Below are 26372 nucleotides of genomic sequence, written 5' to 3'. Positions count from 1 at the left end.
CTCCGGTCTTGTCTTTGGTTGGGCAGGCAGAGCGGGGCGCGTCAGCGCCCGTAGAGCCAGCGCGCCGGGACCGTGACGATCTCGGGCACGAAGATCAGCAGAAGCAGGATGGCGAGCTGCGCCAGCAGGAAGGGCATGACGCCCTTGATGACGCGGTCCATCGGGATGCGGCCGACGGCGCAGACGACGTTGAGCACGGTGCCGACCGGCGGGGTGAGCAGGCCGATGGCGTTGTTGATGATGAACATCACGCCGAAATAGACCGGGTCAATCCCGGCCTGCTTGACGATCGGCATCAGCACCGGCGTCAGGATCAGCACGGTCGGGATGAAGTCGAGCGCCGTGCCGACGACGACGACGAGCATCATCATCGCCAGCATCAGCAGCGTCTTGGACTCGATCAGCGGGCCGAGCAGGGCCGAGACCTGAGCAGGAATGTCGGCGATGGTGATCAGCCAGGCCGAGACCATTGCCGCCGCGACCAGGAACATCACCGCCGCCGAGGTCTTCAGCGCCGCGAGCAAGGCGGGGCGCAGATGCTCGAGCTTCAGCTCGCGATAGATGAAGCCTCCGACGAAGGCGGCATAAACCGCGGCGACCACCGCGGCCTCGGTCGGCGTGAAGACACCGGCCTTCATGCCGCCGATGATCAGCACCGGCAAGCCGAGCGCCCAGAGCCCGTCGAGCACAGCCTGGCCGATCTCGCGCAGCGAGGCGCGCTTGACGCGGGCGGCCGGCTCGTCGCGAGCGACGATGTACCAGGTGATCAGCAGCGCGAGGCCCATCAGGATGCCGGGCACGATGCCGGCGATGAACAGGCGCGTGATCGAGACGCCGGCGGCGACGCCGAAGACGACGAAACCGATCGAGGGCGGGATCACCGGCGCGATGATGCCGCCGGCCGAGATCAGCCCGGCGGCGCGCGGCAGGTTGTAGCCGGCCTGCTTCATCATCGGCAGCAGGATCGCGGCGAGTGCGGCGGTGTCGGCGACCGCGGAGCCCGAGATGCTCGCCATGACCAGCGCCGCCAGCACCGCGACATAGCCGAGGCCGCCACGGACATGGCCGATCAGCGTTACCGCCAGCGCGATGATCCGGCGCGAGAGGCCGCCGGCATTCATCAGTTCGCCGGCGAGCATGAAGAAGGGCACCGCCATCAGCGGGAAGGAATCGGCGCCGCCGATCAGGTTCTGCGCCAGGATCTGCGAGTCGAAGGTGCCGAGCTGCAGCATCAGCGCGACGCCGCAGACCAGCAGCGCCATCGCGATCGGCATGCCGAGCATCATCGCCCCGATCAGCGATCCCAGGAAGATGAAGACGGTCATCAGCGCTTCTCCGCCGCCTGCTGGTTCTCGAAGGCGGTGAGCTCTTCCGATTCCGCGCCGACGACGAGCTCGTCATCCGGCATGCGGCCGGTCAGCAGCCGCGTCAGCGCGATCAGGTTGAGGGCGCCGATGCCGATGCCGCCGACGAGGCCGGCGAGATAGGTCACCGCGACCGGGACGCCGGTGACCGGCTGGTGGTTCTCGACATTGATCGATGCCTGCTGCCAGCAGCCGACGACCAGCATTCCCATGCAGAGCAGCGACAGCGCCTCGACCGCCAGGCGGCACCACCAGCGGCCATTGCGGCCGAGCATGGTGACGACGGTGGTCATGCCGAGATGCTGGCCGTCCTTCGCCACCAGGAAGGCGCCGCCGAAGGTCAGCCAGACGAAGATCAGCCGCGACAATTCCTCCGAGGAGATGATGCCGGAGCTGAAGGCGTAGCGCAGCACGACATTGCCGAAGACCATGGCGATCATCACGACGAAGCCGGCGATCAACACGTCCTCGGTCAGGCGCAGGAGCAAAGCGCGTAGTTTCATCAGGCGGCTCCGTTGGCGGCGAGCCCGTACCAGCGCGCGGCGTTGTCGTGGAAAAGCGCGAGGCGCTCAGTTGCCGGCCGTTCGCGGACCGCCGCCTTGAACACGTCGAAGATCGTGCCGAACGAGGCGCAGAGGCTGTCGACCGGGAAATTGCTGGCGAAGGCGCAGCGCTCGGCACCGAAGGCCGAGATCACGCCTGCGATCACCGGCGCCTGCAGCCCCAGCGTCCAGGCCTGCCCGGGCACGCCGATGCCGGAGATCTTGGCGACCACATTGGGCTCGCGTGCCAGCCGGTCCAGCGCCGCGCGCCAGGCAGCAAGACCCTCGGCGTTGCGATCGGCCGGCAGGCCGGCATGATTGAGGATGATGGTGGTCTCGGGGAAATCGCGGGCGAGCTCCGCGGCTTCATCGAGATGCCACCAGGGCGTCTGCAGGTCGAAACTGAGCCCGGCGCCGGCCAGCTTGGCATAGCCGTCGCGCCATCTGACATCGCGCATCGAGCCAGGCGCGGCGAAGTCCGGGCGGTGCTCGTCGCGGGCGACGGCCTTCGGCTTGTGCCGGACGCTGCGGACCAGAGGCATCTCACGATAGGCCGTGGCGACCTCGCCGACATCGGCGCGGTCGAGCCAGATCTGGCCGATCGCGGCGCTCGGCAGGCCGTACTCGCGCGCGACCTCGGAGGCCCAGCGCATCTCGCCGATCGGATCGCGCGGATCCCATTCACCTTCCATCAGCACGCTGCCGACGACGAGATGCCCGATGGTGCCGCGGCGATAATCGGCCGGCATGAAGTCGCGCTTGATCGCGCTGTAGTCGCCATAGCGGAAGGCGACCGGGTGATCGCTCAGCCAGGGGTGATAATTGCGCGCGAGGTCGAAGAAATGGTGGTGGGCGTCGACGATCGGCAGGTCGTCATCGGCGCCGGAGGCGAGGAAGCGGGCGCGCTGGTCGGGGCTTGCCACCATGGCTCAGCTCCGCTGCGGCGGAAGGCTGGTGTGGTCCGGGTTGTGCCCGGCCGATCCGGTGCTCGCGCCCGTCATCCCTGCCTCCCGATCGTTTCCTCAGCGTCGCCTGGCCGATTAGGTCCAGGCAGTTATTGTATGCTGCATACAGAGTGTTGGCGCAGAGTCAAAGCGCGCCGGGGTTGAACAGCGCGTCCTGCTCGCGGCGCAGGCGAACCAGCGTCGTGCTCTCGTCGAGCGCAACGTCCGCGCAGGTGACGACCGCGCCGCGGGCGACCTTGCGCACAACCGGCCGGCCGGCAGTGAGGTAATAAGGAACCGGCTCGCTCGGCCCGAGCGGACGGGCAGGGGTCAATTGCGGCTCCAGCCCCTCGATGACGTGGCGATAGCCCATGGTCAGCGTCTCGCCGGGTTCCAGGTCGCGGCTTGCCCGCGCCGTCAGATCGACCCGCGGCAGCACCTCGGCGCCGCCGGTCGACTGGCCGAGCAGGGCGGCCGACAGCGCCGACATCGGCGCTTCCGCCCCGAGCAGGTGCACGGGGTTGTGCAGCAGGACATAGCGGCCATCGGGCGAGCAGGGGATGCCCTTGCCGGCGAAGAGCTTGCCGGTCGCGAGATCGGGCGTCTCGGCGATGACGAAGACGCCGCCGGCGAAGGAGAGCTCGTCCGGCCGGCGCAGGCAGTTGAACATGTCGACGCGGCCGGTGCCTGAGAGCAGGCCGCCCTCGGCGGCCGGGCGGAACAGGCTCGGCAACTCCGTCGTGCGCGCGATCGGCGCATGCATCGCCGCGACGTCCGGCATCAGCCCGGTATGGTTGGCGACGATGCCCATCTCGCAGAGATCGGGCACGGTGGCGCGCGGGAAGGGTAGCCTGGCGCGGGCCTCGAGCAGGCCGAGCGGGTCGCTGCCGAGCTTGCCGAAGGCTGCGGCGAAATCGGCAGCGGGCACAGCCTTTTCCCAGGCGGTGACGGTGCCGGCCTCGGAATCCCAGACGAAATCGGATTCAGACGACTTGCCGGCAGCGACGATCGGCAGGCCGAGCACGCGGGCCCAGCCGATCAGGCCGATCAGCAGGCTCGGCTGGTCGCCATCGACCGGAGTATGCACGACGCCCTTCTGCCGGGCGCGATGCGCCAGGATCGGGCCGATGATGCACTCGGCCTCCTTGGTCACCATGACGAGATGGCGGCCGGCCTCGATAGCGGCGAGCGCGGTCATCGCCGCGCCTTCCGGATCGCCGGTCGCCTCGACGACGACATCGACGGCAAGTCCTTCGAGATGGGCGGCATCGCCGATCAGCGCGACCAGCCCGCGCGAGAGCGCGGCCTTGGCCTCGGCGGCGCTATGGCAGGCGATGATCTCGCCTTCGGTCAGCCCACCGGCGAGCGCCGCCTTGCGGGCGCGGCCGATATCGAGGTCGCAGACGACGCGCGGCTCGATATGCGGGGCGCGCCGGGCCTGGCCGATGAAGCTCGCGCCGAACTCGCCGGCGCCGACCAGGGCGGCGGAGATCATGCGATCGGGCGCGCTGGGCTTCAGCGCGAACAGGTTCTCGATGTTCACTGGGGGCGTATCTTTCGGTTGCGTGGTGTCTTTCCCTCAGCCCTCATCCTGGGGAGGCCGCGTCAGGATGAGGGCTGAGAGAGGTGAGGCGGTCGTCAGACCGGCAGGCCCTCGATGGCGTAGATGCGGGCGGGGGCGCCGTCGGCGTTCGGGATCAGCAGCGGCGCGGCCGAGAACAGGTTGCGCGGTGCCGTCAGCTTGCTGGTGTTGACGACGTATTCGATCAGCGTGACGCCATGGCTGAGCAGGACGTGATGCGTCACATGCTCGGGCTTGGGCACCTCCTTGCCTTCGAGCAGGAGGCGGATCGGATAGTCCTGCGGGAAGTCGAAGGCGACGGCGGTCGGCTTGCGCTCCGCCAGCCATTGCGCCGCCTCCAGCGTCAGCCAGGGCGCCTGCGTCCAGAAGCTCTTGTCATTGTAGTCGCGCCGGTCGTTCCACTGTGTGGCGAGCAGCAGAATCTCGCCGTCGGCGCCGCCGGTGTCGGCGGCGGCGAGATGCTCGGGGCCGATGGGCTCATTGGCCGGGCGCGCGCTCAGGTCGAGCACGCGGCAGGGGCCGACAACCCGATTGAGCGGCGTTGCCTCGATCGTCGGCGCACCGGCGACGAAATGGGCAGGCGCGTCGACATGCGAGAAGCCATGGCAGGGGCCATTGATCTTCGAGACCCGGAACTGGTCGCCCGCCGCGATGTCGCCCTTGATCGAAAGCTCCACCGGCCAGCGGAAATGCGGCGCGATCGGCATGGAAAGGTCGACGATGTTCATGGCGCTGCCCGGATTGCGGAAAAGGATGCCGGCGAGCCGGCGGCTCCGTTCTAGGTGTCGAATTTCTTGTATGCAAGAATTTTTCGACAGCGACCCGGCCACGCGATATACAGGGCGTCATGGACACCCCCGCCGACACGACCCCGCTCGCAGCGTTTCTCGCTCAGGTTCCGCAGCCAGAGCCGGGCCGGCGCAAAGGCGCTCTGCACGGCAGCACGGTCGCAAAACTACGCAACCTGATCGTCACCGGGGCACTGGCGCCGGGCGCCAAGCTGAACGAGCGCGAGCTCTGCCTGCAACTCGGCGTATCCCGCACGCCGGTGCGCGAGGCGATCAAGACGCTGACCCAGGACGGGCTGCTGCGCGCGCTGCCGAACAAGTCTTCAGTGGTTGCCGAGCTCGATGTCGGCGAGATCGAGGCGCTGATCGACGTCGTCTCGACGATCGAGGGGCTGGCCGGCGAGCTCGCCGCGGCGCGCGCCACGGACGAGGCGGTCGCCGAGATCGGCATGCTGCATTACAGGATGATGCTGCATCACACCCGCGACGAGCTGCCGGGCTATTTCGAGGCCAACAAGGCCTTCCACCGCCGCATCGTCGAGCTCTCCGGCAATCCCGTGCTGCTCTGGATCTGGGAGTTGCTGGCGCTCCGGGTCGATCGCGCCCGCTATTCCTCGAACCTCTGGCCGAAGCGCTGGAAGATGGCGATCCAGGAGCATGAGCAGATCCTGGCGGCGCTCACTGCTGGCGATGCCGCGCTGGCGAGCCAGCGCCTGCGCGAGCATGTCCGCAATGGCCTCTCCGGCCTCGTCGCGGCACTGAAAGACAAAGCCGCCAAGCCGGACGGCGCCTGATCTCAGGTCAATTCGACGCCTGCGCAACCTCCGGCAGCATCTTCAGCACCGCGATCGCGTCGAGCTCGCTATCGCCCTGCGCGACCAGCATCCGGTAGAGCGTCGTCGCTTGCGCGACCATCGGCATGGCCAAGTGCTGCTCACGCCCCGCCTCCATCAGCATCTCCAGATCCTTCAGCACCTGCCGCGCATAGCCCTTCGGCGCGAAGTCGCGCGCGATCATGCGCGGCATCATCGCCTGCAGCACTGCCGAGTTGCCGAGGCCGGGCGCCAGCGCCGCCGGGATCTTGTCGGCATCGACGCCATAGGCCTCCGCCAGCCGGAGCGATTCTGCCACGACGACGTAATTGGTCAGGCACAGCGCCTGGTTGACCAGTTTGGTCGCCTGGCCGGCGCCGACCGCGCCCATATGGGTGAAGAGGCCGAGGCTCTCGGCCAGCGGCCGTACTGCCTCGATCGCCTCGGGCGTGCCGCCAGCCATGATCGCGAGCTTGCCAGCTTCGGCTGCCGGCGGGCCGCCTGAGACGGGCGCGTCGATGAAGCCGATGCCCGCTTCCGCCAGCGCCACCGCGAGCGCCTTGGTCACGCCGATCTCGGTGGTCGAGAAGTCGATGACGACCGCGCCTGGCCGCGACTTCGCGGAGAGGATGCCGCCTTCACCACTAACCACCGCCTGCACCGCCTTGGTGGTGGTCACGGCGATGCAGACGGGATTGGCGCGCTCGGCCACCTCCGCCGGGGAGGCGGCGAGGGTGACGCCGAGCGCCTCGGCTTCAGCTCGCCGGGCCGGATCGAGATCGTAGCCGACCACGCTGCGGCCGGTCGCGATCAGGCGCTTGCAGAAGCCCGCGCCCATCAGCCCGAGGCCGATGAAGCCGATGGTCTCTCTCATTTGCCCTGCCAGTTCGGCGTGCGCTTGCCGAGGAAGGCTTCCATGCCCTCGCGGAAATCGGCGCTGGTGTAGCAGAGGGTGACGAGGTCATCGCCGTCGACATCGGCGCTCGCCGCCGCCGTGAGCCGGCGCAGCGCTTCCTTGGTGGCGCGCATGGTCAGCGGCGCATGGCCGCGGATCGTCTGCGCCAGCTCCTTCACCCGCGCGGTCAGCGCCGCATGGTCGGCGACGAGTTCGTTGTAGAGGCCGATGCGATGGCCTTCCTCGGCCTCGACCAGCCTCGCGGTGAAGATGATGTCCTTGACGCGGGCCGGGCCGAGCAGGCTGGCGAGGCGGGCATAGTTCGCCATCGACAGGCAGTTGCCGAGCGTGCGCGCCACCGGGAAGCCGAAGCGGGCCGATTGCGTCGCGATCCGAAGGTCGCAGGCGCAGGCGATCGCCGCGCCGCCGCCGGTGACCGCGCCCGCGATCGCCGCGATCGTCGGCACCGGGCAGCTCTCGATCGTGGTGATCACCCGCTCGATCCGGTTCTCATAGGCGAGGGCGTCCTCGGCCGTCTTGAACTCGCGGAACTGGGCGATGTCGGTGCCGGCGGCGAAGGCCTTCTCGCCGGCGCCGGTGACGACGAACACCTTCGGTGCGCCGTGCTTTTCTGGATTGCCGAGGATCTCGGCCAGCCCCTCATACATCGCGAAGGTCAGCGCATTGCGCGCCTGCGGCCGGTTGAGCGTGACCGTGCCGACGCCATCGGCGACGTCGTAGAGAATCTCGTCGTTCATTGGATGCCTTTCAGATCGCGCCTTCGGCCTTGAGGCCGGCGATCGCCGCCTCGTCGAAGCCGAGCTCGGTGAGGATTTCGAGGTTGTGGTCGCCGGCGTCCGGCGTCGGCGTCGCGATGCTGGAGGGCGTGCGCGACAGGCTGACCGGTTGGCCGACGACGCGGATGTCGCCGATCGCGGGGTGATTGACCGGCTGCGCGATGCCGAGGTGCTGCACCTGCGGATCGTCGAAGACGGCATCGACCGCATAGATCGGCCCGGCCGGCACCGATGCTTTCTCGCAGGCGTCGAGCCAGTACGCGCTGTCCTGCGTCGACATGATCTCCTCGAGCAGCACGCGCAGCTCCGGCCGCGCCGCGAAGCGCTTCTCCATGTTGTCATAGCGCGGATCGGTCGCGAGCTCTGGCCGGCCAATCGCGCCGCAGAAGGAGCGCCAATGCCCCTCGGCGCCGACGCCGAGATTGATATGGCCGTTGCGCGTCGCATAGACGCCCATCGGCGTCGCATAGGGATGGTCGTTGCCGGCCTGCGGCGGCACCTTGCCCTCGACCAGATAGCGCGCGACCTGGAAGTCCATCATGCCGATCTGCGCTTCGAGCAGCGAGGTCTGCACCCACTGGCCCTTGCCCGAGATGGCGCGCTCCTGCAGCGCGACCAGCGCCCCGATCGCGCCATAGAGCCCGGCGGCGGAATCGGCGACGGCGATGCCGGCGCGCACCGGCCCCTGTCCGGGCAGGCCGGTCACCGACATCATCCCGCCCATGCCCTGGGCGATCTGGTCGAAGCCGGCGCGCAGGCGATAGGGCCCGCTCTGGCCGAAGCCGGAGATCGAGACCAGGATCAGGCGCGGATTGAGTGCATGCAGCGTCTCGAAATCCAGTCCGAGCCGCTCCTTCACGTCGGGGCGGAAGTTCTCGACCAGCAGGTCGGCGTCGGCGATCAGCTTGCGCAGCACCGCCTTGGCTGGCTCCTTCTTAAGGTTGAGCGTCAGCGAGCGCTTGTTCCTGTGCAGGTTCTGCATGTCGTAGCCATGCCGCGGCCCGCTCATGTTCTCGTTCGGATCGAGCCCCGGGGGGCTTTCGATCTTGATCACGTCGGCGCCGAAATCGGCGAAGATGCGGGCGCAGGTCGGCCCGGCGCGTACGCGCGTCAGGTCGAGCACGCGCAAGCGTTCGAGGGCGGTGGACGGCGTCGGGCGGGGCATGGTGATCCGGAAGCGTGACAAGGACGCCGACTATCCCGTCAACCTCACGGGGCGTCAATCTTTGACGCCATCTTGCATGCAAGATCGGCAGGCGAGCCATGCGCTGACCGAACAACGGGGAACGAGTGTTGTGGAACAGGGACGTTGACGTCCGGCGGAAAGCCTTGCGAGCTTGGCGGGACAGCGTCGGCAACGGACGCGTGGAGCAGGAGGACAACGATGACGGTGGTCGCCCTATTCGGTGCCGGCGGCAAGATGGGCATGCGGCTCGGCCGCAACCTCGCGCGCTCGCGCTTCGAGACACGCCATGTCGAGATCAGCCCGGCGGGTCAGGATCGAATCCGCGAAGCCTTCGGCGTCGCCTGCGTCGAGCCGGATGCAGCGATCAAGGGAGCTGAGGTCGTGATCCTGGCCGTGCCCGATACCGCCGTCGGCGCGGTGGCGGCCGGTCTCGTGCCGAAGCTCGCGGCCGGGACGATCGTCGTCATTCTCGATGCCGCAGCGCCCCATGCCGGTCATCTGCCTGTGCGAGCCGACGTCACCTATTTCGTCACCCATCCCTGCCATCCGCCGATCTTCAACGACGAGACCGACGAGGCGGCGCGAGCCGACCATTTCGGCGGCATCGCCGCGAAGCAGCACATCGTCAACGCACTGATGCAGGGCCCGGAGGCGCACTACGCTGTTGGCGAGGAGGTGGCGCGGGCGATCTGGGCGCCGGTGATGCGCTCGCATCGCGTCACCGTCGAGCAGATGGCGATCCTCGAGCCCGGCCTGTCGGAAACCGTCTGCGCCACGCTGCTCGACGCGATGCGCGAGGCGATGGAGGAGGCGATCGCCCGCGGCGTGCCGCGCGAGGCGGCGCGCGACTTCCTGCTCGGCCACATGAACATCCTGGCGGCGGTGACCTTCGGCGAGGTCCAGGGCGTGTTCTCCGACGCCTGCAACAAGGCGATCGTCTTCGGCAAGGAGACGATCCTGAAGCCGGACTGGAAGCGCCTGTTCGAGCCGGACGAGATCGCCGACAGCGTCCGGCGCATCACCTGAGGTTGTGGCGAGGCTTCGGCTCATTCGGAAGCCATGTTATGCCTCCTGCGTCGGCTGGGCCGGTATGCCTTCGGAGAAGTGAAATGAGCGCGATCAGCCAGAAGCCGGGCACGACGGTCGACGATGCAGCCCAGCTGCGCGCGATCGTCGGCGAAGAGTCCCTGGTCGTGCAGAAGAAGGTGCTCGACCGGCTCGACAGGTTCTGCCGCGACTTCATCGCCCTCTCGCCCTTTCTCGTGCTGGCCAGCGCCGACCGTGAGGGCGGCGTGGATGCCAGCCCGCGCGGCGACGGGCCGGGCTTTGTCGAGGTCCTCGACGAGCGGACGCTGCTGATTCCCGACCGGCGCGGCAACAACCGGATCGATTCCTTCCGCAACGTGTTGAGCGCGCCCGGCGTCGGCCTGGTCTTCTTCGTGCCGGGGATCACCGAGACGCTGCGTGTCAACGGCAGGGCGCGGATGACCACGGACGCCGCGCTGCTGGAGCCCATGGCCATGCAGGAGAAGGCGCCGAAGCTCGGCCTGATCGTCGAGGTCGACGAAGCCTATTTCCATTGCGGCAAGGCGCTGCTCCGCTCGAAGCTCTGGGCGCAGGAGTCGCAGGTCGAGCGTTCGAGCTTCCCGACGCTGGGCCGCATCGTCGCCGAGCAGACCAGGGCGGTCGACGCCGCCGAGGCCGACGCCAATCTGGAAGAAGCTTACCGCTTGCGGCTCTATTGAGCGCGAGTGGCCGCGGAGAACTGGCCATGTCGAAGGCTGACCAGTCCCTGCCTGCCGTGCGTTTCAGCTTCCGGCTCGACTTCACGCCGGGCGGACGCCTCGGCCCCGGCAAGGTGCAATTGCTGGAAGCGATCGGCGAGACCGGCTCGATCTCCGCTGCTGGCCGTTCGATGAAGATGTCCTATCGCCGCGCCTGGCTGCTGGTCGACGATCTCAACCGCATCTTCCGCGCGCCGCTGGTCGAGGCGCAGCCCGGCGGGGCGAAGGGCGGGGGCGCGCATCTGACGGCACTCGGCCGCGAGATCGTCGCGAATTATCGCGCCATCGAGGCGAAGACGCTGGAGGCGGGAGCAGCCGAGATCGCAGCATTACGCGCGGCGGTCTCGCCAACAGCTCCACCGCGCGAGCCCGGCAAGAAGGCCTGAGCGCTCACGGCGTATCGATCGAGACGCTCTTGATCACCGCATAGACCGGGCTTCCGGGCGCGAGCCGCAATTGCTCGGCAGATTTCACGGTAAGGCGGGCGAGCAGGCCGGCGCCGTTGCAGTCGAGCCGCACTTCCAGTGCCCCGCCATCGCCATGCCGAGCGCCGAGCGCCGAGACCGTTCCGGGCAGGACGTTGAGTGCGCTGATCCCGTCGAGCGGCTTCAAGCTCAGCATCACGTCGCTGGCGAGGATGCGCACGCGCAGCGCCGCCCCTTCCGGCGCATTGCGCCGGGCGATCTGCAGCGTCCCGGCCGCGGTCTCCAGGATCGTCAGGCCGTGTTCGGGCTCGTGCCGCAGCACGCGCGCGTCGAGGATGGCGCCGGCCTCCGCCGAGGCGGAGAGGATCGGCACGTCGGGCCGGGACATCAGCTCGGCGGTCGGTCCGCTCATCGAGACCTTGCCCTGGTCGAGGATGACGAGATGCGTCGCCAATCGCGCCACCTCGGCGATCGAGTGAGAGACATAGACGATCGGGATGCCGAAGCCGTCGCGCAGACGCTCGATGTAAGGAAGGATCTCCGCTTTGCGCTCTTCGTCGAGCGAGGCGAGCGGTTCGTCCATCAGCAGGAGACGCGGCTTGGCCAGCAAGGCGCGGCCGATCGCGACGCGCTGTTTCTCGCCGCCGGAGAGCGCGCCCGGCTGCCTTTGCAGGAGATGGCCGATGCCCAGCAGGTCGAGCACGTCGTCGAGCTTGCTGCCGCCATCCTCCGCCTTCGGCGCGAACCAGCGGCCATAGAGCAGGTTCTGCCTGACGGAGAGATGCGGGAAGAGCCGCGCCTCCTGGAAGACATAACCGATGCGCCGCTTGTGCTTGGGCACGAAGAGGCCGGAGGTGCTGTCGACCATCACCCGCCCGTCGATGACGACGCGGCCAGCCTGCGGCCGGATCAGCCCGGAGATCACGTTGACCAGCGAGGTCTTGCCCGAGCCCGAGCGGCCGAACAGCGCCGTCAGCCGCCCGTCCGAGGCGAAGCTCGCATCGAGCGCGAAGGCGCCGAGCCGGTGCGCCACGGACACCTCGATCACCGCGCTCATTCGACAGCGATCCGCCGGCCGACCAGCCGCGCCAGGAATTCCGAGGCGAACAGCGCCGCGACCGAGATCGCGATCGAGATCAGGGTCAGCCGCATCGCGCCGGCATCGCCGTTCGGCACCTGCGTGAAGGTGTAGATCGCCGAGGGCAGGGTCTGCGTCTCGCCGGGGATGTTGGAGACGAAGGTGATGGTCGCGCCGAACTCGCCCATCGCCTTGGCGAAGCACAGGATCATGCCGGCGAGGATACCGGGCAGTGCGAGCGGCAGCGTCACCGTCAGGAAGACCCAGAACGGGCCGGCGCCGAGCGTTCCTGCGGCATCCTCCAGCTTGCGGTCGATCGCCTCGATCGAGAGCCGGATCGCGCGGACCATCAGCGGAAAGCCCATCACGGCGCAGGCGAGCGCCGCCCCTGTCCAGCGAAACGATAGGACGATGCCGAACCAGTCATAAAGGAACTGGCCGATCGGCCCGCGCCGGCCGAAGCCGATCAGCAGCAGATAGCCGGTGACGACCGGCGGCAGGATCAGCGGCAGATGGATGACGGCGTCGAGCAGCGACTTGCCCCAGAAGCGCCCGCGCGCCAGCAGCCACGCAATGGCTAGCCCCAAAGGGAGGCTCGCCAGCATGGCTGTGGTGGCGACGATCAGGCTGAGGCGGACGGCCGTCCATTCCTCCGGGGACAGCCAGTCGCTCACGAAGAAGAGGCGGGCTTGTTCAGAACCGTGAAGCCCTGCTTCTCGAAGCTGGCCTTGGCGCCGTTGCCGCGCAGCCAGGTCAGGAAGCCCTGCGCGTCGGGATTGGTCGAATCCTTGGTGATGGCGACCGGATAGACGATCGGCGGATGCGTATCCTCCGGGAAGGTCGCGATCACCTTGACCTTCGGGTCAGCGGCGGCGTCGGTGGTGTAGACGATGCCGAGCGGCGCCTCGCCACGCGAGACCAGCAGCAGCGCGGCGCGGACATTGTCGGCCTGCGCCACCTTGTCCTTGACCTTGTCCCAGCCGCCGAGCTTCTCCAGCGCCGCCTTGCCGTATTTGCCGGCCGGCACCGAATCGACATTGCCCATGGCGAGCCGGCCCTGGCCAAGTGCGGCGGAGAGGTCGACGCCCGGGGCCAAGGTCGCCGTGGTCTTGGCATCCGACGGCGCGATCAGCGCGATCCGGTTGGCGAGCAGGCTGACGCGGCTCTCGTTCTTGATCAGGTTCTTCTGCTGGGCGTAGTCCATCCAGTCGAGATCGGCCGAGAGGAAGAGGTCGGCCGGAGCGCCGCTTTCGAGCTGCTTCGCCAGCGCGTTGCTCGCCGCATAGGAGATCTTCGGCGCCGGCTTGCCGCTTTCCTTGACCCAATTGGCCGCGGCTTCGTCGAGGGCGTTCTTCAGGCTCGCCGCGGCGAAGACCACCAGTTCCTTGCTCTGGGCGAGGGCCGGACCGGTGAAGGAGGCGACGCCGATCAGCAGTGTGGCGGTGAAGCCCAGGAGACCGGAGCACACGTTTCTGCGGGTCGATGGCATAGGGCGGTCCTCGCTGCGGTTGCTGTCGCTATGTGCGGCCGAATATAACGGCGGGTGACCAAAGGTCGAGTCCGCCTGATGCGGACTGAGTGTGAATGTCAGATCGAGGAGACCGATATGAAGATTTCCGCCCGCAACCAGCTCAAGGGCACCATCACCGAGATCGTGAAGGGCGCGACCACCGCCCATGTGAAGCTCGATGTCGGCGGTGCCATCGTCACCTCGGCGATCACCAATGCCGCGGTCGACGAGCTCAAGCTCGCGGTCGGGCAGCAGGCCTATGCCGTGGTGAAGGCCTCCGACGTGATGATCGCGATCGACTGAGCGTTTGCGTGGCCGATGCCGGCCGCGCTAGCCTTCTCCGCAAAAGAAAAAGGCCCACGCCGAAGCGCAGGCCGAAGTCTAGGGAGGAAACGCCCAAGGAGGGCGCCGCAACATCTCTGCTGCGGTGCACAGGAAATAGGGCGCTCCGGCCTGGCCTGCAAGGGGGGAAGGGCAGCAAGGCTGACCTTATTTTGAGCAGGATGCGGTTTTTCGCGCCGATTGCGCGAAAATACCCGGGGGAACGCAGATGCCTGAGGCGAAACGACGCGGGGCGAACGTTTGCCGAAAGGCATTTCGAGGCCTGCTGCTTGTCGCGGGGGTGAGCTTTTGCAGTGCTGTGCAGGCTCAGGTTCCGCCGTCACCGGCTGAGATCGCGGCCTATGATGCCCTGCATCTGTCGGCCTATCGCGGCGATCTGCCGGCTCTCCGGCAAGCCATCGCGACCGGACGCGGCCTCGAGACCCGTGACGGCGAGGGCCGCACCGCATTGTTGGCCGCCGCCCATGCCCGCCAGAGCGAGGCGATGCGCGAACTCGCCAAGGCGGGCGCCGACCCGCGCGCCCTCGACAGCCGCGCCTATGACGCGATCACCATCGCGGCCGTCGCCGACGACGTCGAGACCATGCGCACCGCGCTCGCCATCGGCGGCGACCCACGTGCGATCACCAGCCCCTATCTCGGCACGGCCCTGATCGCGGCCGCCCATCTCGGCCATGACGGCGTGGTGCGCGAATTGATCGCCGCCGGCGCGCCGCTCGACCATGTCAACAATCTCGGTTGGACCGCCCTGATCGAGGCGGTGATCCTCGGCAATGGCGGGCCGCGCCATGTCGAGACGGTGAAGGCACTGGTCGCGGCCGGTGCGCGGCGTGACCTTGCCGACCGCGAGGGCACGACGCCGCTCGAGCATGCCCGCCGCCGCGGCTATGCGGCGATGGTCGCGTTGCTGCAATAAGTCAGGCGGGGAAATCCGGCGCTGGCAGGCTCGCGACCAGTGCGCTGAGCCCGTCGCTGTAGCGCTGGCGCAGATCGGCCCAGTAAGGGTGGTTGCTGTCATATTTGGCGAGGTGCCGGGTCGAGAAGCTGTCGGCCTCGTAGCGCAAGAGGTCGATCGGTGGCGCGACCGAAAGGTTCGAGCGTACCGTGGCATCGAAGGAGAGCAGGGTGAGTTTGGCCGCTTCGTCGAGCCCGCTCGCCTCCTGCAGCGCCCGGTCGAGGATCGGCTTGCCGTATTTGGTCTCGCCGAGCTGGAGGAACTGGGTGCGGCCGGATGCCTCGACGAAATTGCCGGCCGAATAGACCTGGAACAGCCGGTGCGGCTCGCCGGCGATCTGACCGGCGACGATGAACGAACCGTTCGGGTCGCCATAGGGTTCGACGAAGGCGCGGTTGGCACGCAGCACCTCGCGCAGGACACCGCCGACGATCTGCGCGACGTCGAACATGGTACGTGCCGCCAGGATGTCGCGGTTCTCCCCGCCCGCGGCGCTGTCCTGCTTATGCCTGGTGTATTGCCGGATCATGGTGATCACGGCCTGCGTCGTCGCCAGGTTCCCGGCCGAGAGGATCGCGATCACGCGCTCGCCGGGCACCTCGAACAGAGCGAGCTTCTTCACCACCGCGATCTGGTCGACGCCGGCGCTGGAGCGGGAATCGGAGGCGAGGATCAGGCCCGACGGCAGCAGGATCCCGAGGCAATAGGTCATGGGTAGCTCCCAGGCATAGGCGCAGCATGCGCAGGGGCGGGGGCTTTGCCAAGCTCTCGCCGACGCGATTGCGACGCGGTCTGACGAATGCCAAGGTCGCCCCGATCAGGCCGTGGCGGAGTTCGGGCATGCGCAATCTGTCGGACATCGTCGCAGCTGTTCACGCCGACATGGCCGAGCATATCGGCGCCGGCAAGGTCGCCGACTACATCCCGGCATTGTCGCGGGTCGATCCGCGCCGCTTCGGGCTCGCCGTCGTCACCTGCACCGGCGAGCATGCGCAGGCCGGCGACGCCGATGTGCCGTTCTCGATCCAGAGCATCTCCAAGGTCTTCACCCTTACGTTGGCGCTGGAGCGGGTCGGCGCCCGGCTCTGGCACCGGGTCGGGCGCGAGCCGTCGGGCTCGCCCTTCAACTCGATCGTCCAGCTCGAGCAGGAACGTGGCGTGCCGCGCAATCCCTTCATCAATGCTGGCGCGCTGGTCGTCACCGATGCGCTGTTGACCGGCCGCACGCCGAGGAAGACGGCGGCCGAGATCCTCGCCTTCCTGCGCAAATGCTCGGGCGATCGCACGGTCGCGATCGACAAGGAGGTGGCGGGCTCGGAAGCACAGACAGGCTTTCGCAATGCCAGTCTCGCCAATTTCATCCGCGCCTTCGGCAATCTGAAGAACCCGGTCGCCGAGGTGCTCGACGTCTATTTTCATCAATGCGCGCTGAGCCTGAGCTGCGCCCAGCTTGCCCGCGCCGGCCTGTTCCTCGCCGGCGATGGCGTCGATCCCTTGAGCGGCGCTGTGGTTTGTCGCCCGGCGCGGGCGCGCCGCGTCAAGGCGCTGATGATGACCTGCGGCCACTACGACGCCTCGGGTGAATTCGCCTTCAAGGTCGGACTGCCCGGCAAGAGCGGCGTCGGCGGCGGTATCCTCGCCATTGTGCCGAAGCAGGCTGCGATCGCGGTCTGGTCGCCCGGCCTCAACGCCGCCGGCACCTCGCATGTCGGCGCGCTCGCGCTCGAACGCCTGGTCGAGCGCACCGGCTGGTCGGTGTTCTGAGCGGTTAGCTCTTCGCTGGCCCGGTCGCGATCGGCCGGTCGCTCGCGCCCCATTCGGACCAGGAGCCGTCATAGACGGCGCGGGTCGACTTGCCGATCGATTCCAGAGCCGTCGACAGGATCACGGCGGAAACGCCGGAGCCGCAGGTCGTCATCACCGGCTGGTCGAGGTCGACACCGGCGCTCTGGAAGGCCGCGACGATCTCTTCGGGCGATTTGAGCTTGCCGTCCGTCACCAGCGTCGAGGACGGCACGTTGAGCGAGCCGGGGATATGGCCGGAGCGCAGGCCGGCGCGCGGCTCCGGTGCTTCGCCACGGAAACGATCGGCGGCGCGCGCATCGATGACCTGGGCCGAATTGATCTCGATGGCGCGTGCGATGTCGTTGGCGTCGGCGACGGCGGAATGGTCGAGCCTGGCGGTGAAGCTGCGCGGTGCACGCGGGCGCGGCGCGCCGTCCTCGACCGGCCGGCCTTCTGCCAGCCATTGCGGCATGCCGCCTTCGAGGATCACCACGTCCTTGGCGCCGAAGGTCTGGAAGGTCCAGCGCACGCGCGGCGCCGAAAACAGGCCGAGCCCGTCATAGACGACGATGCGCATGCCATCACCGATGCCCATGGCGCCGACCGCGGCAGCAAAGGCATCTGGCCGCGGCAGCATGTGCGGCAGGCTTGAGCCCTTGTCCTTCACCACGTCGATATCGAAGCGCACCGCGCCCGGAATGCGCTGCTGCGCAAATTCGGCGTTGGCGTCGCGCTTCTGGGCCGGCAGATAGTATGAGCCCTCGACCACGACGATGTCGGGCGCGTCGAGCCGCTCGGCCAGCCATTGCGTGGAGACGAAGATGTCGTTGCGGGCCATGCGCGGTTCCTCGAAAGTGAGTCTGTTCTCAGGATGTTGTGACGGAATGTTCACGCGAGTGCGATGCGCACCCGCCGGTTCTGCTTGCCCTTCTTCTCGACATCGGTGACGACGACCGCGCCGATCTCGGCGGTGTTGCGCACATGCGTGCCGCCGCAGGGCTGCAGGTCGATGCCCTCGATCGAGACCAGCCGGACCCGGCCCGAGCCACGCGGCGGCTTCACCGACATGGTCTTGACCAGGCCGGGATTGGCGTCGAGCTCCTCGTCGGTGATCCAGCGCTCGCTGATCGCAGCGTTCTTGGTCACCAATGCGCCGAGCTTTTCGGTCAGCTCGACCTTGTCGAGCCCGCCTTCGGGGATGTCGAAATCGAGCCGGCCGTCGCCGCTATCGCCGATCGCGCCGCCGGTGACCGGATAGGGCAGGACGACGCTGAGCAGATGCAGCGCGGTGTGGATGCGCATGCGCTTCAGCCGGCGTTCCCAGTCCAGTCTGGCCGTCACGGTCTCGCCGACGGCAGGCGCAGCCTGGCCTTCGAGCGGGACATGCAGGACGCGGCTCTTGTCCTCTGGATTGTAGATCGCCGTGCCGATCGTGATCTCGGATCCATCGCTGCGGACCAGCACGCCGGCATCGCCCGGCTGGCCGCCGCCAGTGGCGTAAAATACGGTCCTGTCGAGCTCGATGCCGCCGCGCTCGTTGATCGCGACGACAGTCGCGGATGTTTCGGTCAGATAGGCGTCGTCTCGGAACAGCAATTCGGTCGGCATCGCGATCTCCTTCATCGCCTGAACTTATCGCAGGCGCTGCCGGTGCGGAAAAGATGGTGGGTAGCTAAGCGGAGATGCCGCTGGCAGGGCTTCCGCTGAGGGCGCGGCACCACTAGGGTCCGACCAGGACTGCCGTGGCATGGAGACCCGACCGCAACATGGCCATGCCGCGCATGCAGCCGCAGGACGGCGTCGCCTGGGTGACCGGGGCGAGTTCGGGCATCGGCGCGGCCGTGGCGCTGGAGCTGGCGCGGCGCGGCTGGACGGTCGCAGCGACGGCCCGCCGGCTCGACAAGCTCGAGGCGCTGGCGCTCAGCGCTGACGGGCTGCCGGGGCGGATCGTCGCCCATGTCGGCGATGTCGTCGATCCCGCCGCGATGGCAGCGGTGGTCGAAGGCATCGAGAGCGTGCACGGGCCGGTCGCGCTCGCCTTCCTCAATGCCGGCATCGCTCCGCGCAACGGGCCGGGCCTGATCGACGTCGCCGCCTTCGAGCAGGTCTTCGCGGTCAATCTCATCGGTGTCGTGCGCGGCGCGGCCGCGATCGCCGAACGCATGGCCTCGCGCGGCAAGGGCCAGATTGCCGTCAACGCCTCGCTGGCGGGCTATCGCGGCCTGCCGGGCGCTGCGGCCTATGGCGCCTCCAAGGCAGCCGCGATCCATCTCTGCGAAGCCTTGCGGTTCGACTGCGAGCGCCATGGCATCCACCTGCAGCTGGTCAATCCCGGCTTTGTCGACACGGCGATGACCAAGCGCAACAGCTTCCCGATGCCGTTCATGCTGCCGCTCGACGAGGCGGCAGTACGGGTCGTAGACGGCTTCGCCCGCGGCGGCTTCGAAATCACCTTTCCCCGCCGGCTCGCCTGGCTGATGAAGGCGCTGCGGTTGCTGCCTTATCCGGTCTATTTCTGGATGGTACGCAAGCTGGCCGGCGAGCATCGTGGTGGCCGCCGCGACGGGGCGGTATAGCCGGAGACGATTCTCTGCCAATGGCTTGGGCGGCGAAGCTCAGAGCCGAGGTGAGGGCGGGCCGAAGCGCGATTCCAGCCAGGCGACGCCGAAAGCGGTGATCGCCGCGGCATCGACCAGTACGGACGGCGCGGAGCCGATCAGGCCTTGCCGGCCTTGGCCTGTGGCGAGGAATTCCGTCACGATCTCGGCGAAATAGTCCTCGGCCAGCCCTGAGACGATCGGGTCGCCGGTGTCGAACTCCTCGATCATGCGCCATTGCGTGCCGGCCAGCGTCGCCAGCGGCACTTCGATCCGCCGGATGCGCTTGCCCGGAATCTTCGCGAGATGCTCGGCATGGTGCAAGAGGGTCAGCGTGTCGAGCGGCGCGCCCAGCATCAGCACCTTGCCACCGGCCTCGACCAGCTTTGCCAGTGGCGAGCCTTCGCCATAGCCGTAGTGGAGCGGATGGTCGGCGGTCAGCCACTCCGCCCTCGCACCGAGCGCGACGAGCGAGGCGCCGGGATTGCCGCTGCGCAAAGCACCAGGGGTCGTCCGCAGGAACTCCGGCAACACGCCATTGTCGCGGATCGCACGCGAGCGCCGTGGATCGAAGGGCGGGACATGCTCGCGCCATTCCGGCGGCACGCGGCCTTCGTCGTCCAGGAGGTCCTCGTAACACGCTTCCCAGTCGGCATAGGCGAGGACCGTGCCTTGGGGGCCGACTGCGTCGCACAGAGCAGCGATGACGGTGTCGGGGCCGTCGAGCAGGCGGCCAACCTTGCTGACCGCAGCATGGACCATGACGGCGTCGCCGGGATCGAGGCCAAGCCTCGCCAGATCGGCAGAGAGCGAGGTGCGCGTGATGAAGGAAGGGATCGTCATGCCGAGCAGCTATTCCGAACGGAGTGCGGCGAAGGCGTCGAGGGCGCGCCGGCGGCCGAGGTCGAGGGCGACGATCGGTTTCGGATAGTCCCGGCCGAGGACGATGCCGGCCTGCTTCAGCTCGTTCGCCGGGGCGTCCCAGGGGCGATGGATGAACTTGTCGCCGAGCTCCGCCAACTCCGGAACGAAGCGCCGGACGTAAGCGCCTTTCGGATCGAATTTCTCGCCCTGCGTCACCGGGTTGAACACGCGGAAATAAGGCGCCGCATCGGCGCCGGAGCCGGCGACCCATTGCCAGCTCGCCGGGTTGTTTGCGGGGTCGGCATCGACCAGCGTGTCCCAGAACCAGGTTTCGCCGGCGCGCCAGTCGGTCAGCAGATGCTTGATCAGGAAGGAGGCCGTGATCATCCGGACGCGGTTGTGCATCCAGCCGGTCTGCCAGAGCTCGCGCAGGCCGGCATCGACGATCGGATAGCCGGTCAGGCCTTTTTGCCATGCCGTCAGGCCGGTTTCGTCCTTCTCCCAGGACATCGCGTCGAAGCGGCGATCATAGTTGACGCTGGCGAGCTCGGGATTGTGGAAGAGCAGATGATAGGAAAACTCGCGCCAGCCGATCTCGCTGAAGAATTTTTCGACATCGGCGGCCGAGCCCGGCGTGTTGCCGGCCTCTCGTGCAGCTTGGGTCGCATGCCAGATCTGGCGGGGGCTGATCTCGCCGAAGCGCAGATGCGGCGAGAGCCGCGAGGTCGAGATTCGATCGGGCTGGTCGCGGGCCTCGCGGTAGCCGGCAATCGTCTCGTCGAGGAAAGCGTCGAGCCGATCCCGTGCCCCATCCTCGCCCGGTGTCCAGGCTTCGCGCAGTCCGCCGGCCCAGTCCGGTTTCGTCGGCTCCAGAGCAAGATCTGCGACCGTGAGAGCCTGCTCGCGCAGTGCCGCCGGCAATCTCGCTTTGCTCAGCCTGGCTGGAGCGGGAAGAGGCGCCGAGGGCTCGTCGCGTTCACGCACGGCACGCCAATAGGGGGTGAAGACCTTGAATGGTCCGCCCGCCTTGGTCTTCACCTGCCAGGGTTCGTTGAGCAGGTTGGCATTGAAGCTCTCGACCGTGACGCCGGCCTCGGTGAGCGTGGCCTTCACCGCCTTGTCGAGTGTGATCGCGGTGCCGTCATAGCGCCGGTTCCAGGCGACGTATCCGACATGCGCCTCGCGCACGATATGGGGCAGCAGCTCCGCCGGATCGCCGCGCAGCAGCAGCAGTTCGCCCCCTTTTGCCGCGATGGCGTTCGATAGCGCCGTCAGCGAGCGCGATAGCCACCAGCGCGCAGCGCCGCCGAGCGGCCGGCGCTGCGTCGATGTGTCGAGGATGTAGAGGCAGATGAGAGGGCCGCGTTCGCTCGCCGCTCGCAGGGCTGGATTGTCGGACAGGCGCAGATCGTCGCGGAACCAGAACAGGGCAGGGCGTGAGGTCACTCGATCGGGCCTTCTTCGATGCGATGTTCTGATACACCTGCCGGGTCGGATTGGTTTCGTGGCGCAAAAGGATAGTGCCGCCGTGAGCCGCGCTGGTTCGTGATAGATTGGGTCGGCCGCGCACAAAAGAAGGGGGATGCATCCATGGCTACGCCGGAAGTCGAGGCGCTGAGCCGGCGGATCGCCGTGCTCGAGGCGCAACTCGCAGCCCTGCTGCAGGCCTTCAATGTCGGGCGCGGCGGCGCGGTCGCGATCACGGCTCCGGCGGGGCTCTCGATTTCGGTCGGCGGCACCTGCACCGTCAATGTCGGCGCCGAACTCGCCCTGACGGTCGGAAGCAATTTCCGCACCTCTGTGGGCTCGGCCTATGTCGTGAATGTCGGCAACGGCATGCGAACGACTGCGGGCACGAGCATCGGCATCATCGCCGGCACTGCGCTCAGCATGAACGCCAATCGCGAGATCAGCCTGGCGACGCGCGCCTTCGAGGTTGCGGCTGCGGTCAGCATCGATCTCGACAGCAGCAAGGACTTCGAGATCTCCAGCGGCAAGTCGCTCGCGATCAAGGCTGCCGACGCCATCCTGCTCGACACCGGTTCGGCCGAACTCAATCTGAAGAAGGACGGCTCCGTCGACCTCAAGGGCAAGGACGTCACGATCAAGGCGAGCGGCAAGATCAATGCGTCCGCGAGTTCCGACGTCGTGATCAAGGGCTCGAAGATCAAGCAGAACTGAGCCGCTACTCAGTCGCCGCCACCGCCACCGCAGCCCCCACCGTCGCCTCCGCCGCTGTCGCCGCCTCCGCTATCGGAACTGCCATCGCCGGAGGAGCTGCTGCTGTCACCGAAGCCGTCCGTGCTGCCGTCGACGGATGAGCTCGAGAAGTCGCCGCCGCATTGCGTGCCGCGGTCGCCCTTGCGCCGCAGCGCCTCGCAGTCGGGCGTGTAGACGAAGCCGTTGGCGATCTTGAGCTTGGTATCGAGCGCGAAGAGCAGTGGCAGGCGTGTCGGGCGGGCCGGGTCGATGTTCTCGTCGCGGCAGCATTGCCACCAGACGCGGCGCAGGGCCGAGTTGTCGCGCCGCGCGCCTTCACGCAGCACGATCGCGGGTGAGTGGTGCAGGAAGCGCCCGAAGGCCCGGTTGCAGAAGCGGCCATAGTCGCGGGTGTAGAGGATGAACTCGTGCCAGAGATCGTCCGCAGCCTGCGAGGGCATCGCGACTTCGCGTCGCCCGGAGTTGAGATAGGCCAGGAAGAACTGGCGCAGGCCCTCGGAGACCAGCGCCGTCTCCTTGCGGGTGAAGCCGGGATGATGGCTCGCCAGCTTGTCGAGCAGCCCGCGCGGCCAAGGATAGCGCCGGATGAACTCCGCCCGGCGCAGGCGCTTGTATGAAGCGAGCGCGTTGCCCGCGACGAGCAGGAGAACGACCGCCACCACCATGCCGATGATGATGGCGGCGGCGTTCATCGCGTTACCTCGTCAGTGCGCTTGCGGCGTAGCCTGCTTCGGCTCGGTCGGCTTCTTCTTGCTGCCGAGCGAGGCGAGCCAGCGCACCACGACGTAGAATACCGGGGTGAACAGCAGGCCGAACAGCGTGACGCCGATCATGCCGGAGAACACCGCGATGCCCAGCACCTGCCGCATCTCGGCGCCGGCGCCGACCGAGGTCGTCAGCGGCAGCACGCCGAGGATGAAGGCGAGCGAGGTCATCAGGATCGGCCGCAGCCGGGTCCGGGCGGCCGCGATCGCCGCATCGCGCCGGCTCATGCCTTCGTCCTCGGCCTGCTTGGCGAACTCGACGATCAGGATCGCGTTCTTCGCCGCGAGGCCGACGAGCACGACGAGGCCGATATCGACGAGGACGTTACGGTCGAAGTCCTTGTAGCCGACGCCGATCATCGCCGCGAGGATACACATCGGCACGATCAGGATGACCGCCAGCGGCAAGGTCCAGCTTTCGTACAGCGCCGCCAGCAAGAGGAAGACGAAGACGACGGCGAGGCCGAAGGCGATGATCGCGGTATTGCCGGCGAGCTTCTCCTGCAGCGCGATCTCGGTCCATTCGAAGCCGAAGCCGGCCGGCAGCACCTGGCTCGCGATCTTCTCCACCGCCGCGATGCCCTGGCCGGTCGAGTACCCGCGTGCCATCGACATCTGCACTTCAGCTGCCGGATAGAGGTTGTAGCGTGGCACGCGATAGGCGCCGGTCGTATCCGAGAAGGTCGCGACCGAGCCGATCGGCACCATCTCGCCATCGGCATTGCGCGTCTTCAGATCGGCGACGTCGCGGATGTCGAGCCGCTGGGGATTGTCGGCCTGGGCCGTGACCCGGAAGGTGCGGCCTAGGATGTTGAAGTCGTTCACATAGGCGGAGCCCATATAGATCGACAGCGTCTCGAACACGCGCGTCACGGGGACGCCGAGCATCTCCGCCTTGGTGCGGTCGATATCGGCATAGATCTGCGGCGTCCTGGTCGAGAACAGCGTGAAGGGCTGCTGGATGCCGGGCGTCTGGCCCGCAGTTCCCGCCACGGCCCAGGTCGCGCCTTCCAGCGCCGCCAGGCCCTTGCCGCCACGATCCTGGACATAACCCTTGAGACCGCCGCCATTGCCGATGCCGGGTACCGCCGGGGGCTCGATGATCAGGGCGAAGGCCTCGCCGATCCCGAACAACTGGGTGCGCAGGTCATTGAGAATGCCCTGGGTGGTGAGACCCTGCTTGGCCCGTTCCTTGAAGTCGGTGAGCGTGACGAAGGCGACGCCGGCATTGGGGGCGAGCGTAAAGGTCGCGCCGTCGAGGCCTGCGAAGGCGACGGCATGCGCGACGCCCGGCCGCGACAGCAGGATATCGGTCGCCTTGCGGATGACCGCGTCGGTTCGGGGCAGGGAGGAGCCGGGCGGCAGCTGGAAGACCGCGATGAAGTAGCCGCGGTCGAGCTGCGGGACGAGGCCGGTCGGAATTGCCGCGAGCCGTTGGCCGGCGACCGCAATCAGGCCCGCATAGACCAGCAGCATGATCACGCCGAAGCGGATCAGGCGCGAGGTCACCGAGCCGTAAGCGTGTGAAAGCCAGTCGAAGGCCTTGTTGAAGTACTTGAAGAACCAGCGCAGCGGCGCGCTGAGCATCGCCAGGAAGCCCTTCGGCTCCTCATGGCTGTGCGGCTTCAAAAGGATCGCAGCCAGCGCCGGCGACAAGGTCAGCGAGACGAAGCAGGAGATCGCCGTCGAGGCGGCGATCGTGACCGCGAACTGCTGATAGAAGGTGCCTTGCAGGCCGGTGATGAAGGCAGTCGGGATGAACACGGCGCAGAGCACGAGGGCAATCGCCAGCAGCGCACCACCAACCTCGTCCATCGTCTTGTGTGCTGCGTCGACCGCGCTCATTCCCTGCGCCAGATAGCGCTCGACGTTCTCGACCACGACGATCGCGTCGTCGACGACGATGCCGATCGCCAGGACGAGCGCCAGCAGCGAGATCGTGTTGAAGGAGATCCCGACCGCGCTCATGATCAGGAAGGTGCCGACCAGCGAGACCGGGATCGCGATGATCGGGATGATCGCGGCGCGCCAGGTCTGCAGGAACAGGATCACCACGATCACGACGAGCACGATCGCTTCCAGCAGGGTCGCGACGACGGCCGAGACGGATTCCCTGATGAACTCTGTCGGGTTGTAGACGATGGTGTGCTCGACGCCGGCCGGGAAGCTCTTCGACAGCGTCTCCATCGTCTTGATGAGCGCCTCGGAGGCAGCCAGCGCATTCGTCCCGGGGCGCTGGAAGACGCCGATCGCGACGGCCTCCTTGTTGTCGAGATAGGAGTTCGACAGGTAGTCCTGCGCGCCGAGCTCGACCCGGGCAATGTCGCGCACGCGGATCGTGCCGCCATCGGCATCCGAGCGGACGACGATGTTGTAGAACTCGTCGATGCTGGTCAGGCGCCCGAGCGTGTTGACCGAGAGCTGGAAGGCCCCGTCCGACTTCGCCGGCGGCTGGTTGATCGCACCCGCCGCGACCTGGATGTTGGCGGCGCGGATCGCCGCGACGACGTCGCCGGCGGTCAGGTTGCGGGCCGCGACCTTGGCCGGGTCGAGCCAGACGCGCATCGAATAATCGCGCGCACCGAAGACCTGGACGTCGCCGACGCCCTCGACGCGGGTGAGCACGTCCTTGACGTTCAGCGTGGTGTAGTTCGAGACGTATTGCTGGTCGCGCGAGCCGTCCGGGGACAGCATGTGGATGACCATCAGGAAGTCCGGCGAGGCCTTGCGGACCTGCAGGCCGAGCGTGCGGACCTCCTGCGGCAGGCGCGGCTCGGCCGCGGAGACGCGGTTCTGCACCAGCACCTGGGCCTGGTCGACATCGGTGCCGGCCTTGAAGACGACGTTGATCGTCACGCGCCCGTCGCCGGTCGACTGCGACGAGATGTAGAGCATGTCGTCGACGCCGTTGACCTCCTGCTCGATCGGCGCGGCCACCGTCGAGGCGACGACCTCAGCCGAGGCGCCCGGATAGTTGGCGGTGATCGTGACGGTCGGTGGCGCGATCTCGGGATATTCGGCGATCGGCAGGGTGCGCAGCGTGATGGCGCCGGCGATCGTCAGCAGCACCGAGAGCACGGTCGCGAAGATCGGCCTGTCGATGAAGAAATGGGCGAAGCGGAACATGCTTTGGTCCTG

General features: G+C 67.7%; 27 protein-coding genes. 9 read left to right on the top strand and 18 right to left on the bottom strand.

The window, feature by feature from the left end; genetic code table 11:
- Positions 1-41: 41 nt before the first annotated feature.
- The 5 genes from VGV58_RS10775 to VGV58_RS10755 form a co-directional block, all read right to left on the bottom strand.
- The gene (locus VGV58_RS10775; protein ID WP_326874004.1) at positions 42-1325 is read right to left on the bottom strand and encodes a TRAP transporter large permease subunit; all 1284 of its coding nucleotides are present in this window, start codon (positions 1323-1325) and stop codon (positions 42-44) included.
- A complete protein-coding gene (locus VGV58_RS10770) occupies positions 1325-1867 on the bottom strand; it encodes a TRAP transporter small permease (protein WP_326874003.1) in 543 nt (180 codons plus the stop codon). The genes VGV58_RS10775 and VGV58_RS10770 overlap by 1 nt, the downstream gene beginning before the upstream one ends.
- Positions 1867-2832 carry an amidohydrolase family protein gene (locus tag VGV58_RS10765; protein ID WP_326874002.1) on the bottom strand — a complete coding sequence of 322 codons (966 nt, stop codon included), beginning with the start codon at positions 2830-2832 and terminating at the stop codon, positions 1867-1869. Before VGV58_RS10765 ends, VGV58_RS10770 begins: the two co-directional genes overlap by 1 nt.
- A gap of 163 nt (positions 2833-2995) precedes the next feature.
- Positions 2996-4393 (bottom strand): flagellar biosynthesis protein FlgA, encoded by a 1398-nt coding sequence (locus VGV58_RS10760; RefSeq protein WP_326874001.1) that lies wholly within the window; start codon positions 4391-4393, stop codon positions 2996-2998.
- A 95-nt stretch (positions 4394-4488) separates the two neighbouring features.
- Entirely contained in the window at positions 4489-5160 is a 672-nt protein-coding gene (locus VGV58_RS10755) for a cyclase family protein (RefSeq protein ID WP_326874000.1), read from the bottom strand.
- Between the two features lie 119 nt (positions 5161-5279).
- Here VGV58_RS10755 and VGV58_RS10750 point away from each other — a divergent pair, with 119 nt between their 5' ends.
- The gene (locus VGV58_RS10750) at positions 5280-6014 is read left to right on the top strand and encodes a GntR family transcriptional regulator (protein WP_326873999.1); all 735 of its coding nucleotides are present in this window, start codon (positions 5280-5282) and stop codon (positions 6012-6014) included.
- 7 nt (positions 6015-6021) lie between these two features.
- On the opposite strand, the gene VGV58_RS10745 is transcribed toward VGV58_RS10750, so the two are convergent.
- Genes VGV58_RS10745 through VGV58_RS10735 form a run of 3 tightly spaced genes read right to left on the bottom strand, consistent with a single transcriptional unit; the run spans position 6022 to position 8889 of the window.
- On the bottom strand, positions 6022-6906 hold the full coding sequence (locus tag VGV58_RS10745; protein ID WP_326873998.1) for an NAD(P)-dependent oxidoreductase: 885 nt from the start codon (positions 6904-6906) through the stop codon (positions 6022-6024).
- The gene (locus VGV58_RS10740; RefSeq protein WP_326873997.1) at positions 6903-7685 is read right to left on the bottom strand and encodes an enoyl-CoA hydratase/isomerase family protein; all 783 of its coding nucleotides are present in this window, start codon (positions 7683-7685) and stop codon (positions 6903-6905) included. Before VGV58_RS10740 ends, VGV58_RS10745 begins: the two co-directional genes overlap by 4 nt.
- Before the next feature lie 10 nt (positions 7686-7695).
- Positions 7696-8889 carry a CaiB/BaiF CoA transferase family protein gene (locus VGV58_RS10735; RefSeq protein ID WP_326873996.1) on the bottom strand — a complete coding sequence of 398 codons (1194 nt, stop codon included), beginning with the start codon at positions 8887-8889 and terminating at the stop codon, positions 7696-7698.
- 219 nt (positions 8890-9108) lie between these two features.
- On the opposite strand from VGV58_RS10735, the gene VGV58_RS10730 reads away from it, so the two are divergent.
- From VGV58_RS10730 to VGV58_RS10720, 3 genes are all read left to right on the top strand, one after another.
- Positions 9109-9936 (top strand): phosphogluconate dehydrogenase C-terminal domain-containing protein, encoded by an 828-nt coding sequence (locus VGV58_RS10730; RefSeq protein WP_326873995.1) that lies wholly within the window; start codon positions 9109-9111, stop codon positions 9934-9936.
- Positions 9937-10019: 83 nt separating this feature from the next.
- Positions 10020-10655 carry a pyridoxamine 5'-phosphate oxidase family protein gene (locus tag VGV58_RS10725; RefSeq protein WP_326873994.1) on the top strand — a complete coding sequence of 212 codons (636 nt, stop codon included), beginning with the start codon at positions 10020-10022 and terminating at the stop codon, positions 10653-10655.
- A gap of 26 nt (positions 10656-10681) precedes the next feature.
- Positions 10682-11080 carry a winged helix-turn-helix domain-containing protein gene (locus VGV58_RS10720; RefSeq protein WP_326873993.1) on the top strand — a complete coding sequence of 133 codons (399 nt, stop codon included), beginning with the start codon at positions 10682-10684 and terminating at the stop codon, positions 11078-11080.
- Positions 11081-11084: 4 nt separating this feature from the next.
- Here VGV58_RS10720 and modC read toward each other — a convergent pair whose 3' ends face one another.
- Genes modC through modA form a run of 3 tightly spaced genes read right to left on the bottom strand, consistent with a single transcriptional unit; the run spans position 11085 to position 13686 of the window.
- The gene (modC, locus tag VGV58_RS10715) at positions 11085-12176 is read right to left on the bottom strand and encodes a molybdenum ABC transporter ATP-binding protein (RefSeq protein ID WP_326873992.1); all 1092 of its coding nucleotides are present in this window, start codon (positions 12174-12176) and stop codon (positions 11085-11087) included.
- A complete protein-coding gene (gene modB / locus VGV58_RS10710; protein ID WP_326873991.1) occupies positions 12173-12871 on the bottom strand; it encodes a molybdate ABC transporter permease subunit in 699 nt (232 codons plus the stop codon). Before modB ends, modC begins: the two co-directional genes overlap by 4 nt.
- On the bottom strand, positions 12868-13686 hold the full coding sequence (modA, locus tag VGV58_RS10705) for a molybdate ABC transporter substrate-binding protein (RefSeq protein WP_326873990.1): 819 nt from the start codon (positions 13684-13686) through the stop codon (positions 12868-12870). The genes modB and modA overlap by 4 nt, the downstream gene beginning before the upstream one ends.
- A gap of 117 nt (positions 13687-13803) precedes the next feature.
- Here modA and VGV58_RS10700 point away from each other — a divergent pair, with 117 nt between their 5' ends.
- Together VGV58_RS10700 and VGV58_RS10695 are read left to right on the top strand one after the other, a co-directional pair.
- The gene (locus VGV58_RS10700) at positions 13804-14010 is read left to right on the top strand and encodes a TOBE domain-containing protein (protein WP_326873988.1); all 207 of its coding nucleotides are present in this window, start codon (positions 13804-13806) and stop codon (positions 14008-14010) included.
- 337 nt (positions 14011-14347) lie between these two features.
- A complete protein-coding gene (locus VGV58_RS10695) occupies positions 14348-14965 on the top strand; it encodes an ankyrin repeat domain-containing protein (RefSeq protein ID WP_326873987.1) in 618 nt (205 codons plus the stop codon).
- Between the two features lies 1 nt (position 14966).
- Here VGV58_RS10695 and VGV58_RS10690 read toward each other — a convergent pair whose 3' ends face one another.
- Complete coding sequence (locus VGV58_RS10690; RefSeq protein WP_326873986.1) at positions 14967-15716, bottom strand: proteasome-type protease; 750 nt, start codon at positions 15714-15716, stop codon at positions 14967-14969.
- A gap of 128 nt (positions 15717-15844) precedes the next feature.
- Between VGV58_RS10690 and VGV58_RS10685 the strand changes: the two genes are divergently transcribed.
- Positions 15845-16768: a glutaminase gene (locus tag VGV58_RS10685; RefSeq protein WP_326873985.1), complete on the top strand. Its 924-nt coding sequence runs from the start codon at positions 15845-15847 to the stop codon at positions 16766-16768.
- A gap of 4 nt (positions 16769-16772) precedes the next feature.
- On the opposite strand, the gene sseA is transcribed toward VGV58_RS10685, so the two are convergent.
- Complete coding sequence (gene sseA / locus VGV58_RS10680) at positions 16773-17627, bottom strand: 3-mercaptopyruvate sulfurtransferase (RefSeq protein ID WP_326873984.1); 855 nt, start codon at positions 17625-17627, stop codon at positions 16773-16775.
- Positions 17628-17677: 50 nt separating this feature from the next.
- Entirely contained in the window at positions 17678-18397 is a 720-nt protein-coding gene (locus VGV58_RS10675) for an alanyl-tRNA editing protein (protein ID WP_326873983.1), read from the bottom strand.
- Between the two features lie 134 nt (positions 18398-18531).
- On the opposite strand from VGV58_RS10675, the gene VGV58_RS10670 reads away from it, so the two are divergent.
- Positions 18532-19365 (top strand): SDR family NAD(P)-dependent oxidoreductase, encoded by an 834-nt coding sequence (locus VGV58_RS10670; RefSeq protein ID WP_326873982.1) that lies wholly within the window; start codon positions 18532-18534, stop codon positions 19363-19365.
- Between the two features lie 39 nt (positions 19366-19404).
- On the opposite strand, the gene aac(3) is transcribed toward VGV58_RS10670, so the two are convergent.
- Positions 19405-20229 (bottom strand): aminoglycoside 3-N-acetyltransferase, encoded by an 825-nt coding sequence (aac(3), locus tag VGV58_RS10665; protein ID WP_326873981.1) that lies wholly within the window; start codon positions 20227-20229, stop codon positions 19405-19407.
- 9 nt (positions 20230-20238) lie between these two features.
- Positions 20239-21696, bottom strand: a complete 1458-nt coding sequence (locus VGV58_RS10660) for a cryptochrome/photolyase family protein (RefSeq protein ID WP_326873980.1) — start codon at positions 21694-21696, stop codon at positions 20239-20241.
- A gap of 144 nt (positions 21697-21840) precedes the next feature.
- Here VGV58_RS10660 and VGV58_RS10655 point away from each other — a divergent pair, with 144 nt between their 5' ends.
- Positions 21841-22431, top strand: coding sequence for a DUF2345 domain-containing protein (locus VGV58_RS10655; protein ID WP_326873979.1), 591 nt, complete (start codon positions 21841-21843; stop codon positions 22429-22431).
- 8 nt (positions 22432-22439) lie between these two features.
- Here VGV58_RS10655 and VGV58_RS10650 read toward each other — a convergent pair whose 3' ends face one another.
- The gene (locus VGV58_RS10650) at positions 22440-23162 is read right to left on the bottom strand and encodes a glycine-rich domain-containing protein (protein ID WP_326873978.1); all 723 of its coding nucleotides are present in this window, start codon (positions 23160-23162) and stop codon (positions 22440-22442) included.
- 12 nt (positions 23163-23174) lie between these two features.
- Positions 23175-26360, bottom strand: a complete 3186-nt coding sequence (locus VGV58_RS10645) for an efflux RND transporter permease subunit (RefSeq protein WP_326873977.1) — start codon at positions 26358-26360, stop codon at positions 23175-23177.
- Positions 26361-26372 lie beyond the last annotated feature (12 nt).

Origin of the sequence: Allobosea sp., assembly GCF_035944895.1 — a bacterium.
In the GTDB taxonomy this organism is placed as follows: Bacteria; Pseudomonadota; Alphaproteobacteria; order Rhizobiales; family Beijerinckiaceae; genus Allobosea.
Note: the sequence above shows the minus strand (reverse complement) of the source record. Positions and strands in the feature narration are given on the sequence as shown.

Bases quoted from the DNA above. Each gene is read 5' to 3' on its own strand.
- VGV58_RS10685 (WP_326873985.1), top strand. From the start codon at position 15,845: ATGCGCAATCTGTCGGACATCGTCGCAGCTGTTCACGCCGACATGGCC.
- VGV58_RS10650 (WP_326873978.1), bottom strand. From the start codon at position 23,162: ATGAACGCCGCCGCCATCATCATCGGCATGGTGGTGGCGGTCGTTCTC.
- VGV58_RS10720 (WP_326873993.1), top strand. From the start codon at position 10,682: ATGTCGAAGGCTGACCAGTCCCTGCCTGCCGTGCGTTTCAGCTTCCGG.
- VGV58_RS10770 (WP_326874003.1), bottom strand. From the start codon at position 1,867: ATGAAACTACGCGCTTTGCTCCTGCGCCTGACCGAGGACGTGTTGATC.
- VGV58_RS10730 (WP_326873995.1), top strand. From the start codon at position 9,109: ATGACGGTGGTCGCCCTATTCGGTGCCGGCGGCAAGATGGGCATGCGG.
- modA (WP_326873990.1), bottom strand. From the start codon at position 13,686: ATGCCATCGACCCGCAGAAACGTGTGCTCCGGTCTCCTGGGCTTCACC.
- VGV58_RS10690 (WP_326873986.1), bottom strand. From the start codon at position 15,716: ATGACCTATTGCCTCGGGATCCTGCTGCCGTCGGGCCTGATCCTCGCC.
- VGV58_RS10735 (WP_326873996.1), bottom strand. From the start codon at position 8,889: ATGCCCCGCCCGACGCCGTCCACCGCCCTCGAACGCTTGCGCGTGCTC.
- VGV58_RS10765 (WP_326874002.1), bottom strand. From the start codon at position 2,832: ATGGTGGCAAGCCCCGACCAGCGCGCCCGCTTCCTCGCCTCCGGCGCC.
- VGV58_RS10775 (WP_326874004.1), bottom strand. From the start codon at position 1,325: ATGACCGTCTTCATCTTCCTGGGATCGCTGATCGGGGCGATGATGCTC.
- VGV58_RS10755 (WP_326874000.1), bottom strand. From the start codon at position 5,160: ATGAACATCGTCGACCTTTCCATGCCGATCGCGCCGCATTTCCGCTGG.
- VGV58_RS10745 (WP_326873998.1), bottom strand. From the start codon at position 6,906: ATGAGAGAGACCATCGGCTTCATCGGCCTCGGGCTGATGGGCGCGGGC.
- modC (WP_326873992.1), bottom strand. From the start codon at position 12,176: ATGAGCGCGGTGATCGAGGTGTCCGTGGCGCACCGGCTCGGCGCCTTC.
- VGV58_RS10645 (WP_326873977.1), bottom strand. From the start codon at position 26,360: ATGTTCCGCTTCGCCCATTTCTTCATCGACAGGCCGATCTTCGCGACC.
- VGV58_RS10675 (WP_326873983.1), bottom strand. From the start codon at position 18,397: ATGCCGACCGAATTGCTGTTCCGAGACGACGCCTATCTGACCGAAACA.
- VGV58_RS10655 (WP_326873979.1), top strand. From the start codon at position 21,841: ATGGCTACGCCGGAAGTCGAGGCGCTGAGCCGGCGGATCGCCGTGCTC.
- VGV58_RS10725 (WP_326873994.1), top strand. From the start codon at position 10,020: ATGAGCGCGATCAGCCAGAAGCCGGGCACGACGGTCGACGATGCAGCC.
- VGV58_RS10700 (WP_326873988.1), top strand. From the start codon at position 13,804: ATGAAGATTTCCGCCCGCAACCAGCTCAAGGGCACCATCACCGAGATC.
- sseA (WP_326873984.1), bottom strand. From the start codon at position 17,627: ATGGCCCGCAACGACATCTTCGTCTCCACGCAATGGCTGGCCGAGCGG.
- VGV58_RS10750 (WP_326873999.1), top strand. From the start codon at position 5,280: ATGGACACCCCCGCCGACACGACCCCGCTCGCAGCGTTTCTCGCTCAG.
- VGV58_RS10740 (WP_326873997.1), bottom strand. From the start codon at position 7,685: ATGAACGACGAGATTCTCTACGACGTCGCCGATGGCGTCGGCACGGTC.